Annotated in this window: 12 protein-coding genes; 4 read left to right on the top strand and 8 right to left on the bottom strand. The window is 42.2% G+C overall.

The window, feature by feature from the left end:
• Nucleotides 1-173: 173 nt before the first annotated feature.
• Nucleotides 174-1,385, top strand: coding sequence for an aromatic amino acid transport family protein (locus WC222_07305; protein MFA6916187.1), 1,212 nt, complete (start codon nt 174-176; stop codon nt 1,383-1,385).
• A 144-nt stretch (nt 1,386-1,529) separates the two neighbouring features.
• On the opposite strand, the gene WC222_07300 is transcribed toward WC222_07305, so the two are convergent.
• The 3 genes from WC222_07300 to ftsY form a co-directional block, all read right to left on the bottom strand.
• Nucleotides 1,530-1,853 (bottom strand): hypothetical protein, encoded by a 324-nt coding sequence (locus WC222_07300; protein ID MFA6916186.1) that lies wholly within the window; start codon nt 1,851-1,853, stop codon nt 1,530-1,532.
• A 61-nt stretch (nt 1,854-1,914) separates the two neighbouring features.
• Nucleotides 1,915-2,127 (bottom strand): hypothetical protein, encoded by a 213-nt coding sequence (locus tag WC222_07295; protein ID MFA6916185.1) that lies wholly within the window; start codon nt 2,125-2,127, stop codon nt 1,915-1,917.
• Nucleotides 2,128-2,288: 161 nt separating this feature from the next.
• Complete coding sequence (gene ftsY, locus WC222_07290) at nt 2,289-3,218, bottom strand: signal recognition particle-docking protein FtsY (protein MFA6916184.1); 930 nt, start codon at nt 3,216-3,218, stop codon at nt 2,289-2,291.
• 92 nt (nt 3,219-3,310) lie between these two features.
• Between ftsY and sucC the strand changes: the two genes are divergently transcribed.
• The 3 genes from sucC to WC222_07275 are packed head-to-tail and all read left to right on the top strand — an operon-like array spanning nt 3,311 to nt 6,540.
• On the top strand, nt 3,311-4,477 hold the full coding sequence (gene sucC / locus WC222_07285; protein ID MFA6916183.1) for an ADP-forming succinate--CoA ligase subunit beta: 1,167 nt from the start codon (nt 3,311-3,313) through the stop codon (nt 4,475-4,477).
• A 9-nt stretch (nt 4,478-4,486) separates the two neighbouring features.
• Nucleotides 4,487-5,374: a succinate--CoA ligase subunit alpha gene (sucD, locus tag WC222_07280; GenBank protein MFA6916182.1), complete on the top strand. Its 888-nt coding sequence runs from the start codon at nt 4,487-4,489 to the stop codon at nt 5,372-5,374.
• Nucleotides 5,375-5,382: 8 nt separating this feature from the next.
• Nucleotides 5,383-6,540 carry a M50 family metallopeptidase gene (locus WC222_07275; protein MFA6916181.1) on the top strand — a complete coding sequence of 386 codons (1,158 nt, stop codon included), beginning with the start codon at nt 5,383-5,385 and terminating at the stop codon, nt 6,538-6,540.
• A gap of 405 nt (nt 6,541-6,945) precedes the next feature.
• On the opposite strand, the gene WC222_07270 is transcribed toward WC222_07275, so the two are convergent.
• The 5 genes from WC222_07270 to rpmF are packed head-to-tail and all read right to left on the bottom strand — an operon-like array spanning nt 6,946 to nt 12,988.
• Complete coding sequence (locus WC222_07270; GenBank protein MFA6916180.1) at nt 6,946-8,298, bottom strand: hypothetical protein; 1,353 nt, start codon at nt 8,296-8,298, stop codon at nt 6,946-6,948.
• 5 nt (nt 8,299-8,303) lie between these two features.
• Nucleotides 8,304-10,061 (bottom strand): SET domain-containing protein-lysine N-methyltransferase, encoded by a 1,758-nt coding sequence (locus WC222_07265; protein MFA6916179.1) that lies wholly within the window; start codon nt 10,059-10,061, stop codon nt 8,304-8,306.
• Between the two features lie 18 nt (nt 10,062-10,079).
• On the bottom strand, nt 10,080-11,807 hold the full coding sequence (locus WC222_07260; GenBank protein MFA6916178.1) for an SET domain-containing protein-lysine N-methyltransferase: 1,728 nt from the start codon (nt 11,805-11,807) through the stop codon (nt 10,080-10,082).
• A 26-nt stretch (nt 11,808-11,833) separates the two neighbouring features.
• Nucleotides 11,834-12,799, bottom strand: coding sequence for a hypothetical protein (locus WC222_07255; protein MFA6916177.1), 966 nt, complete (start codon nt 12,797-12,799; stop codon nt 11,834-11,836).
• A gap of 6 nt (nt 12,800-12,805) precedes the next feature.
• Nucleotides 12,806-12,988, bottom strand: coding sequence for a 50S ribosomal protein L32 (rpmF, locus tag WC222_07250; protein MFA6916176.1), 183 nt, complete (start codon nt 12,986-12,988; stop codon nt 12,806-12,808).
• Between the last annotated feature and the right edge of the window lie 15 nt (nt 12,989-13,003).

Raw genomic sequence — 13,003 nt, 5'->3', positions numbered from 1 at the left:
TTTTTGAGCAGATTTTTCGTCAAATTTTAAGAGAATATGTAATCATATGGTCGAAAAATTTGCCGATAAAGATGCTAAAAATGGCAATTTTAACAATCAAATGGATTTTCGAAAGAAGTCTAATGCTTGCTTCAAGTCTAAGCCGCCCAAACCCAATATCTTATAAGAATTTTATGGAAAAACATGGATCCCTTTTAGGTGGGACTTTGCTTATCGCCGGTACCACCATCGGTGGCGGTATGCTGGCCCTGCCCGTATTAACCTGTTTAGGGGGCTTTTTGCCTTCCCTTGTCATCTATACCCTCTGCTGGCTATTTATGACTGCTACAGGTTTGCTATTTCTCGAAGTCTCTCTATGGCTGCATAGGGATGCTAATATTGTTTCTATGGCAGAATCGACCCTCGGAAAATGGGGAAAGGCCTTTGCATGGCTATTATACATTTTTCTTTTCTACTGCTTATCATTGGCTTATATCGTAGGCTGCGGGGATTATATTAGAGAAATTTTAGGCATACAAGGACATGCTTATATCGGTACTGCTCTATTTATTGGGATTTTTGGAACCCTGGTCATCATGGGTACCCGTTTAGTTAGCGCCGTTAATGGAGTCCTCGTCGGGATAATGATCACGCTTTTTTTCAGCATAATTTTCATGGGAATTCCCCACATCAATTTTGAACACCTTGTACGTAGAGATTGGAATCTTTCCCTCCTATCACTCCCGGTTTCATTTACAGCATTCGCATACCAAGGAACAGTGCCTACATTAGTAAATTACCTGAATTACGACGTAAGACGTATACGTTTAGCCATTATTATCGGTAGCTTTATTCCTTTAGTCACCTACATCATCTGGCAGACCGTCATTTTGGGTATAGTACCCACATTCGGAAATGAAGGACTTTTGAATGCCTTAAATGAAGGCGAAAACGCTGTCCAACCTTTAAAGTATTTCATTCAAAATCCTTGGCTTATCCTAGTCAGTGGTTTATTTGCCTTTATCGCTTTATTGACTTCATTTTTTGGAGTGACATTAGGACTTGTTGATTTCCTTTCAGACGGTCTTAAAATAAAAAAATCAGGTTCTGGCAAATGGATTCTCAGCTTGCTCGTCTTCCTTCCGCCTTTCCTAATCTCTCTTTGGAAATCCAATCTGTTCCTGGAAGCGTTGGATTTAGCCGGGGGATACGGTTGTTCATTATTACTCGGGCTTCTACCTGTAATAATGGTTTGGAGAGGAAGGTATCATATGCAGCTCAATGAACAGAACCAATTGCCCGGTGGTAAAATGATATTGATTTTACTGGGTGCATTTGTTGCATTCGAAGTTGCAATCCAAATCATGATTAATTTAGGGGTATTTGGTATTGACATTGGGGGATAAAACCCACAGATAATTTTCAAAAAAAAGGGGCGGCTCTCCCCTTCGTCCTTAGTTCAAATGAACTGAAATCGGTGGATTTACCACCCTCTTAGGGACGAAACCACAACTTTGTGGACATTTAAAAGGGAGAGCCGTCCTTACTTACTATAAACCAATTCCGAAGTATAAGCCTCCTGATCCACCGTAGGGATACGAGTTATAATAGTATGGAGAATAATAACTATTATATGGAGTATAGTAATTATTATAGTAACCACTATTGTAATAATATGGTCTATAATAAAAGCCACCGCCGTTATAGTTATTGTTCCAAGACCTGTAGCTTCTGTGGCCGCCTCTCCATCCATCAGCTACTAACTCTTTATCCCCGGTAGAAGAGGAAACACTAGCCTTCATTGGCTCAGCTATCCAGAATAAGCCTAACGCTAATAGTCCAACTAACAGCTTGTTAATGTTTCCGAGCTTCATAATGACCTCCTAGATAACATTTAATTGCTGCCTTCCGGCATTCTCGCGCAGGACTACCTTCTTACCAGTAATAGTAATGACGGTAGTGGTAATATGGTCCATGATAATAGTACCCACCGTGGCGGGGGCCGCCCCAATATCTCCACCAAGCGACGTCTTCACCTGTTTTAGCAGAAGAATTAGCCGTATTTTGGATTTGGGCAGCATTCAAAGAACCTACCATGGGAACAATTGCCAATATAAATATTAATCCTATGCGTGTAATCCAAGACATGGCAACCTCCTAAAATGGGTCTTTGAAAGCTTCACCTTAAAGCTTTCTATTATTCAACCCATCCTTATAGTTGCAAACGGCATGCCAATATTGCCCTAGGAGAATGGACAAAAGGGATGCAAAAAACGTGAAAACGGCAAGATTTGCCGTGAAGGAATTACCTACTGCAGCATCGCCTGACAATATGCCTCAGCATTAAAAGGCTGTAGATCTTCAGCACTCTCGCCCACTCCGATAAATTTCACGGGAATACCTAACGTCCGTTGAATTTGAATGACGATCCCCCCCTTCGCTTTACCATCTAGCTTGGTGACAATCAAACCGGTCAGAGGGATGAATTTATGAAATGATAACGCTTGGTCTACTCCATTCTGCCCTTGGTTAGCATCAATAACTAATAGAGTTTCATGCGGAGCATCGGGACAAACTTTTTTACAGATCCGGCGCAGTTTTTCTAATTCCTGCATTAGGGGGATCTTGGTCTGTAATCTGCCGGCTGTATCAATGAGAACAATATCAATTTCCCTAGATTTAGCTGCTGTTAAAGCATCAAAAACTACTGCAGCCGGGTCACTATTAGGCTGTCCTTTTACAAGGGGGACATCCAATCTTTGGGCCCATATTTCTAATTGGTCGATAGCAGCAGCTCTGAAGGTATCGCCTGCTGCAATAAGGACAGATTTACCCTCGTCTTTAAGCTTCTTTGCAATTTTAGCTATGCTGGTCGTTTTTCCATTACCATTTACCCCGACAATCGCAATGACAGTAGGACCTGTTCCGGGAGCTGCAAAGCGAAGTTCGCTCTGGGAAGATTTCAGCTCATCCGATAGATCGGACCGGATCAAATCCAATATCTGTTCCGCCGATAAATCCGGCTGCTTCTTCAAGGCAAGCCTGACCTTTTCAGCCAAATCACTTGCTAGAGAAGCTCCTAGGTCTGCCTCATAAAATATTTGCTCTAACTTATCTATTGTATCTTCATCCACTTTCCCTTTGAAAAGTGAAAGAATCGTGCTTCCTAACAGCGACCCTGTTCTGGAAAAAGCACTAGCTACTCGGGCATAGCCCGCTTTTAAAGCATTAAAAATCATGACACCTCTTAGTCCCTTGATGCAAATGAGCTTCACCGTTAACGTATGCAATACAATAGCAAATAGTATGCTTTCCCTAAAAGGGCCGCTTTATGAATACACACGAATTTGAAGCTAAAACGTTACTAAAACACTACGGGATATCTGTCCCCCCTTACGCTGTCATTGAAATTGCCGACGACATCGAAAAAAGTCTTTCCATCTTAAACGGAAAAGAAGAAGCAGTTCTTAAGATCCAAGTCCATGCGGGCGGAAGGGGTAAAGGGGGCGGAGTCAAAATCGCTAAAACAAAAAGCGATATACACAAATATGCCAATGACCTCCTAGGCATGCGCCTAGTCAATAATCAAACCGGTCCTGAAGGTGTTCTAGCAAGCAAAGTACTTCTTTCCCCCCTTATAAATTATGAGCAAGAATACTATGTGGCTGTCATCATTGATAGGGCCAACGCACGTCCGACTCTTATTGCTTCGCCGGAAGGTGGAATGGATATTGAAGAGATAGCCCATAAAACACCCGAGAAAATCTTGACCCTTCCTATTCACTCCTCTGGAAAACTTAGAGGGTATCAACTTCTTCAACTCTCTAAATTTATGGGTTGGGAGGGCCGCACCGCTACAGAAGGGCAAGCTTTAGCTAACAACCTAGTGAAAGCCTTCCTAGAAAATGACGCTTCCCTCCTAGAAATCAACCCTTTAGTCAAAACACCCGATGGAGCCCTTTGGGCACTGGACGCTAAACTTAGCATTGACGACAATGCACTCTTCCGGCATCCCGATCTGGAGGCTTTTTTCGATCCGACACAGCTCCCTGCAACAGAAGTCGAAGCACAAAAGCACGAACTCGCCTATATTGCCCTAGATGGCAACATCGGCTGCATGGTCAACGGCGCCGGCCTTGCAATGGCCACCATGGATATCATCAAATACTACGGCGGTAAACCTGCCAATTTCTTAGACGTTGGCGGAGGGGCCTCCGCTGAAAAAGTCGCTGCCGGCTTCACTATCCTCGTCCAAGATAAACATGTTAAAGCCATCCTCGTCAATATTTTCGGCGGCATCATGAACTGTGAAACACTTGCCCAAGGCATCATTGAAGCAGCCCAGAAAATCGGCATCGGCAAACCACTTATTGTCCGTATGGAAGGAACGAATGTCGAGCAAGGAAGAGCACTCTTGAAAGACTCAGGACTGCCTATCACTATCGCCCAAAACTTAACCGATGCTGCGCAAAAAGCCGTAGCAGCAGCAAAAGCGTGAGAAAAAGACATGGCAATACTCGTCAATAAAAATACCCGCGTCATCACCCAAGGCATCACAGGGAAAGCGGGGAAATTCCATACAGAACAATGCATCGCCTATGGCAGTCACTTTGTCGGAGGCGTCACTCCCGGTAAAGGGGGGCAGGAGATTCTTGGATTGCCCGTTTTTGATACTGTACTGGAAGCAAAACTTGAAACAGATTGCGATGCATCCATCATCTTTGTTCCTGCTCCTTATGCCGCAGAAGCTATATTAGAAGCAGAAGAAGCGCGTATTCCCCTCATTATTTGCATTACTGAAGGAATCCCGGTCAAAGATATGATAGAAGTAGCCCAAGTCATGCGCCACAGTAAAACAAGCCGTCTTATCGGACCCAACTGCCCCGGTGTCATCACACCGGGACAATGCAAAATTGGCATTATGCCAGGATATATCCATAAACCCGGTAATATCGGAATTGTTTCCCGGTCCGGAACACTCACCTATGAAGCTGTCTGGCAGACAACCCAATTAAGCCTCGGACAATCTACCTGCGTAGGAATTGGTGGAGACCCATTGAACGGAACAAACTTTATCGATATCCTAGAACTGTTCGAAAAAGATCCCGATACACACGGAATATTGATGATTGGTGAAATTGGCGGTGATGCAGAAGAACAAGCTGCTGAATGGATGAAGCGGCATTGCAGTAAACCTGTAGCTGCATTTATTGCCGGGGCAACGGCACCTCCAGGAAGACGCATGGGACATGCCGGCGCTATCATCTCCGGGGGGAAAGGCACTGCTGAAGAAAAAGTGAAGGCACTTAAATCAGCCGGAGCAATATTAGCCCCTACACCCGCCGAAATGGGATCCACAATGCAAATGGCCTTAAATAATTTTGTTAAAATATGAGTTAGCGCGTGTTCACAGCCCTTACAAAAATTCCGGTACACATCCAACCTACTTTCTGGCTCCTGGCTGCCCTTATAGCCTGGATGAATGCTACCGGTCTGCTTGAAATTTTCATCTGGGTCGGAGTTATCATCCTATCTATATTAATCCATGAATATGGACATGCCTTAACTGCCGTGGCATTTAAACAGAGAGCTACCATTGAACTTGTCATGTATGGCGGCGTTACCCGACGAAGCGGCAAACCCTTAAGCAAATGGCAAGAATTCATCATCGTATTTAACGGTCCCTTATTCGGTGCGCTATTGGGCGCGCTAGCTTACATCCTATTAAAAAACTTAGGACCACATTTAAATGCCATCTCAGTTTATGCTTTAACAGTAACATTCTATATTAACACCTTCTGGACCATCCTTAATCTGTTGCCTGTTTTTCCTTTAGATGGGGGCCAGTTATTAGTCATCTCCATGCAGGGAATTTTCGGGCTAAGAGGGTTGAAAATTGCGCTCCTCTTCAGCACTATCATCGCCCTCGTTGCAGGAGTAACCTTCTTCGCCATCTCAGCACTGCTTCCGGGAATAATTTTTATCATGCTGACAATGGAAAGCTATCGCCATTGGCGTTCTGCTAGTTCAATGACACCGACCGATGAAAACCCCGCATATCAGCAGCAAATACGCCTTGCCGACTCCCTAATAAAAGAAGGTGATATTCATGGAGCAGAAAAAATTTTGGAGGGTTTAACGATAACTACAGAGAAGGGTGTAATCCACGATACGGCAATCATTAACCTTTCTAACCTCTACTTCAAACAGGGCCGCTACCAATCCACACTATCCCTATTAAAACCATTTGCAGATAAACTGGATGGACAAAGCCTTGCTCTATTGATTCAAAGTGCCTTACACGCCAATGAACTAGATTTGATCACTCAGTATGGCAATCGAGCCTATCAAGAACTTCCTTCGTATGCTACTGCATTGGCCAACGCTAAATGTTATGCTCGCCTGAACCAAGCTACACCTGCTGTTGGGTGGATCCAATGCGCAATGCGCGATGGCATTCCAAATATCAAAGATGTTTTGCACTCCCCTGATTTTGATCTTCTAAGAACAAATGAAAATTGGAAAAATTTCCTAATTAAAAACCATCTCCCACCCTCCTAAACCTAACCTGGGACTTATAATATTGCTTCACATCACCCACGGGTAAAGATCAAAATGGAAACCTCTTATGAAAACCTAGGAGTTCTATGTATATTTATCCCTAAAATCCCTAATAAAAAATATAATCAACTACATCTAAAACCACTTATTTACTTTTAAAGCTTAGTAAGGGAATTCTCTGCTATTGGCCACAACTGTGTGGAAGGTTGGACTCGGGAAGTAAGCTATATGCTCAACCCCCTTTCAAAAAATTACCGTTGGTGCATTCATAATATCCTAGCAAAATGGCGGGGTGCATTCTCTGTCTTAGAATGTTTCTTGTTTCGCTTTCTTTCCGGAGACTGTAATTCAGGTCCGAATATATTTAACTTCCTCTTTACCGCCAAAAAAACTGTGATTATACATTTACTCTTGTTCTGCAAGTTCACGATAGCAATAGGGATTCCCTTCTATTTTACGATTCCAATCGGCACGGGGATCCTTATCAATATGCGTGTACATGACGATTTTTCTATCATCTACAGTGAGGTCTGCCCTCAAGCCATCTTTTTCCAAAATAAGGGGGTCCCCACTCTGCACTTCATAGACCAAAGCGTGGTCTCCGTATAATGTGGGTGCTTCAACATCAATCGCCAGCACTTCGTTGCAATCCACCCTATTTGCTTGAACGTTATACAAAATGCTATTTCTGACTTTTCCGCTATGTATAGAGCAATTGACAAGGATAGAGGCTTCATCTAAATCTAAATGTGTAGGCTGCTTGGGCATTTTTGGATAAAGAAATTCTCTCAATTCTTTTTGGTTGCACATACTCATTAGAGAATGATAATAGTTTTCAACACTTCCAAAATCCCACCATTTTCCCTTACTTCCAATATCTTCCAGGGCATAAGAAAAATTTCCATACTTTTGGAGCAGTCTCTGAATCCTGCCAAAATGCGCATCTGATTCTTGCGGTGAAACACCTTTCTGAGCTCTCAGGCTTCTGTAGTCCTCAATACTAAGTGTTGCAGGCATCAGCAAAAAAGATTCCACATCCATCTGTGTTTGTTTAGACTCTAACTCCGCCGCAAACTCTGCCATAAGTTGCTTCAAAAATGTACTTGAAATGGAAAAATCCCCTAAGCTCAATGCAATCCCCGATAGTGAATAATGCTTTGCAGTCTGGTAGTCCACTTTCTCAAGATGCCGCAAGCATCCGTCCTCTCCGATACCGATGACACCATATTGGCTCCAAAGGCCACTTTCCCACTGTTCTATTGAAGGGAAAGGACGCTTTTGGCACATCACTCGCACAGAGGCTTTTGAAATATCTGGCTTATTGTCCGTAAGGAATAATTGGTCTGTCCAGAATACGGACAAGCGCCCTTTACGGTATTCTGAAAGTAAACTCGTCTGCTTGATTACGCTCTCTAACAAGGTCTGTGGTTCCGTTACACCACAAGGAAGCTTAATAGCGGACTTATTGAATTTTTCTACTGCAGTCAAAGGATACATCCGCTGGCCCTTGCCTGCAGTATGGTAAAGGGCGACAGAAGCGCCCTCCTCCATTTCCTGCTCTAATTTGCGCCCATATTTTTCCCAAGCAATTATTTGAGCCTGCTTCCACGCATTGAGAGTCCCTAACCAATTCCCGGCACCTTGCGGCCAGTCCTCAAACACATTAATTACCAATGAAGCAGGATAGATAGCGGCAAGCTTAGACTGCCAAAAGACCCCATGCTTTTCAGAATTAGAGGTGAGGATAATAACGTTCATATGCTTTACGTATTGTTAGAGTAAAAAAATAACCAACTTAATCTCATATCATCAGGAGTTAATTTGGATGTTATGTCTTTTATTTGTTCAAAAAAAGAGGTAAATGTGGGAAGTTTTATTATTTCTTTTTCTACAATTGTCAGATCTATGCTCGCTATTATATGGCATAACTCCACCCATTGGAAAACTTTTTGCTCTTTAGATACCTCAAGGAATAATTGGATGATATTCTTCTGATCCTTAGCGGGAAAATTTTTAATGAAATCCATCACTTTAGCTAAATCTTGGAGGAAAGGCTTAATACCCTTCTTCTTATGATAGCTTGAAGGCATCATTGCATCGGTGAAATCCCTATAATAGAGACCTTCCATTTCTTTCAGGAGTTCTTTTACATCGATGATCCCAGAAAGGACAAGATCATAAACGGCGTAAGGGGTGCTATAAAGATAGGCTAAAGCAACTCTACGATGTTTATAGTCAATAAATTCTGAGAGATCCATTTGCGATGATCCCATCATTCCATGCGGGATCTCTTCAAAAAGCGATCTTGAGTAACTTTCATGCAAGATGGAATGTACTGTATGCTTCTTGAAAAATTCATGCATCCTTTGTCGATTGAATCCTTCCATTTTATAGACAACCATAAATTTTATCATGGAATGCGAGGGACCATAGTCAGAATAAATTTCCTCTCCTGCCTCTACATCAGCTAATAAATTTACAGTTCCCCTGGAGGGGATGTTACCTCTGTCTTTTACGGTAGAGAATTGGCAAACCGGAAATCCTTCGTTAATTAGTTCTGATCCGTTTCCATAATTCTCTGCATCTACGTCTCCAAGGCGATAAGGATTTACAGTATCGGTCTCAAAACTATTCAAATCTAATGGAATATCCGGAACCGGCTGAATTTCTCCGGTGTATTCACGGAGCATAGTTCCTTTTCTAATATTTTCAGCAGCATATAACCCCAGGAATTTCCGCTCTGAACTTTTCCAATTTTCTTTATCTTTCACAAAAAGTTTAGGCTGCTTTCTTAAGAACTGCTCATAGCAGTAGTTTGCAAATGCCAGGTGGACATTGATTGTTTGCTTGTTCTGGTCAAATACCGGCTTCCAAAGCATTGAGGGATCTCTAATGATATTCTCACCGGTATATTTCCTTCCGGTCACTTCATGGAATTTTTCCGGACTCATCGATTCAAAACCCTTAGGACCCTTCCATAAAAGCGTATCGATATTGTTACTGTTTCCTTGACTAGTTATTAATTGGTGAAGCTCGCTCACTTTCCCTCCTGAAGGCGTAAAATGATCTTCAAGATTCACTGAAGCAGCAAAGGTTTTGTAAACTTCGCCGTTCACCAAGGCGGATAGAGCATAGGGTGTAAATCCTTTTTCATCTTTTGCACCTAGCAAATTTACTATGCTGCATAAGAATTGAACCACCTTGACTTTGTCTAAAAGTACAGCGGCATGCAACGGAGTAAACTGGTGGAATTCTGTATCCGAATAGCACAGTTTTTGACGTGCAATGGTCCGAATGGACGCCTCACACTTTGCATCATCTTGAACATTAACGATGAAATAAAAAGCTACGCGGTTAGCTATTATATTTTCCTGAGGTGTAAGCTTAACGGTCGTTAACTTAGCTCCTTCTTTCTTAGTCGTATTACGACTTTCTTCTGCTTTTTTTTGTACATTTTGATAGGCTTCTATTGGGTATTGTTTTTTCCATTCACCGATGGAAATAAGAGGCGTGCTAGGCATTCTTCTAACTTATCCTAATTATATTATTATGGTTCTTTGCCAACTTAAAGAAGGCATATCTAAAGTAAGCTCTAATAAAAGCGGTTTATAGAATTTAAAAACCTTTATAAAATCATTATAATCACGCTTCCACGGCATTTTGGAATGGCTCATTAAAAATATCAGCTCCCTCCATTGAAATGTTTTCACCTCCCGGCTAATTTGTAGGAGAGTTTTTTTTATTTCACATTGATCCTGTTCTGAACATTCCTTCACTTGACGCATTAGACATGCAATATCTACCAAAAATCCAAAGCAACTATCCCAACTAGCAATGTCTTTGTATTTACTGCTACGCACCAGTTTTAGCAGGGCTTCAGCATCAAGTACATCTGAGATAATTAAATCAAACAGCGCAGAAGGAGTAGATAAGATATATCTTAAGGCTTCTTGAACATGAAGATTACGGTAAAATGCTTTTTTACTAAACTCGGGAGAGGTAATTACCTCTTCCAACAAATATTCTGGTGTGGAGGGATTTTCCAGTTCACTGAAAATAGATTCTAGTGAAGAAGCTTTAAAGAACCGGTGCATTCTTTCTCGGTTAGAAGGATCCATTTTGTAGATGATGGCATTCTTAACCTGTATAAAGTTTTGACCATAGTTGACGAATAATTCCTCCCCATCTTCAACATCGCATAACATTATCACAGTCGATCTAGAATATATCCCTGCTTCATCTTTCACGGATGCATATATACTGGTAGGGAATCCATCATTGATAAGTTCAGCACCGCCTCCATAGTCTTTAGCATTGACGACAGATAGTTGGTATGCATTGATGTTACCAGATTGAATTTGATGTAAGATTTCTTCGTTGCTAAAATATTGTGTCGGTTCTGCCTCCCCCGTATATTCACGGACTATCGTTCCTTCGGTTATTTTTCTTCCTGCAAATAGGCCTAAGTTTTCATTAGATTCCTCATTCCATTCCGTAGGCTTAACAACTAACTTAGGGGGTCTTTCTTTAAATTCTTTGTATGCTTGTGTCATCAAAACTGTATGCACATCGAGTAAACACAGTCTTGTCGGAAATCCTTTATAAGAAGGCTTCCAAATAAAGCACTGATCTCTAATAAGATATGTTCCTGTGTATTGCCTATGAGTTATTTCTAAGTACTTTTCCGAATTCATAGGTACTCTTTGACCTTCATTATTGACCCATGAAAGTGCTTCAATACCCGTAGTATTCCCCTGTGTTGTCAGGAGTTCACGTAGTTGAAGTAGGTTTGCATGATGGGGCGAACGATGACTTTCCGGACGGACTCTTAAGGATATCTCTTTATAGATATCCCCTCCCACAAACGCACTTAACAGAACAGCTGTAAATCCATTTTCATCTTTAGCCTGAAGAGAACACCCTTTATCTAAAAGATGCCTCACAACTTTTACCTTGTCCAAGAGGACTGCCACATGCAAAGGAGTGAAAAAGTGAAATTTTTTATCAGTGTAAGTTAACTTTTCAATCGAAATATTTTTTATTGAAGCAAGACATTTTTCATCTTCCTGAATATTCACAATAAAATAAAAAGCCACTCGCTTAGCGACTTTTTCTTCTTCTCTTGTAAGCTTTACAGTAACGGGTTTACGCCCTTCACTCTCAGCGAGCTTACGAACTTCTGCCACCCTGCCCTGCATTTTTTGATAGGCTTGTAAGGGGTATTGCTCTTTCCAGGAGGTAGCAGAAATAATATTCGACCTAGTCATTTTTCATCCTTGAAACTTGTTTTATTTTATGAGGGGTAAAGCAGGGTGATGATTTTCTCCGCTGCATGAGATTGCGCTAACTTGGCTGCATACAAAATGCTATTAGCAAGGGCTGTGGACGTTGCCGCCCCGTGACATTTGACAACATTGCCTCTAATCCCGCAAATGTAGCCGCCAGGATGTTCTATATAGTCGAACAATCTTTGCAGCTCATTCAATTTGCCGGGTGAGATTTGATCCTGCAGGTTTTGGCTTATATGGTCGATTAGAAACAGTCCTAAACCTTCAGCGGTTTTTAATAGGACATTTCCTGAAAAACCATCGCACACAACCGCATCGATATCGGAATGGAATAAATCGCGTCCTTCGATATTGCCGATAAAGTCGTAGTCTTCTGAAGAAGCTAGGCTAAGCCTTTCATATACATTACGGTGAAGGGCTGCCCCCTTGCTCTCTTCTCGGCCGATATTCAACAATCCGATCTTAGGCTTAGGAGTACCTTTTACAGCCTTGCAATAAGCTGCACCCAGTATGGCGAACTGAAAGAGCTGCTCCTCGGAACATTCAATAGTCCCGCCTACATCTAACAATGTCACCTGACCAAAGGATGTGGGGATATTAGCGAGTAAAGCAGGACGCAATGACACTCTAGGATCGGATAAGAATAAATAACTTCCTGCAAATAAAGCACCTGTATTGCCGCAAGAAACAATAGCTTCCAGCCCCCCTTCCTGATGCAAGCGCAGAGCGCGGGTCATCGTAGCATCTTTTTTGCTTCTAATGGCATACAAAGGCTCATCAGACATAGTGATGACATCTTTACAAGGGACTAATTGAATATGTGGAACGGTACTTTGGGATGAACAGAAGCTCTGAGATGCAAAAACAAGCAGTTCTACGTTGTGCGGCAGTATTTCACAAGCCGCGACAACGCCTTTCCATAGGGTTTCAGGGGAGGCATCGCCCCCCTCAATATCAACACCTATGCGCAAAGTGTATTAGCTCTCAGCTTTTTGAACTACTACGCTGCCTTTATATGTACCGCAAGAAGGGCAAATTCTGTGGGGTCTATGCTCTGCTCCACAGTTTGTGCACTTGCTTGTGTGTACTGGTTTTTTGGCATGGTGCGAACGCTTAGAATTCTTGCGTGCGGTTGAATGCCTATTACGTGGTACTGCCATGGCTTATCTCCAAAT

The sequence above is a fragment of the Parachlamydiales bacterium genome (assembly GCA_041671045.1).
Classification (GTDB): domain Bacteria; phylum Chlamydiota; class Chlamydiia; order Chlamydiales; family JABDDJ01; genus JABDDJ01.
The sequence above is the reverse complement of the archived record's forward strand: the minus strand, read 5'-3'. Positions and strand labels throughout refer to the sequence as shown.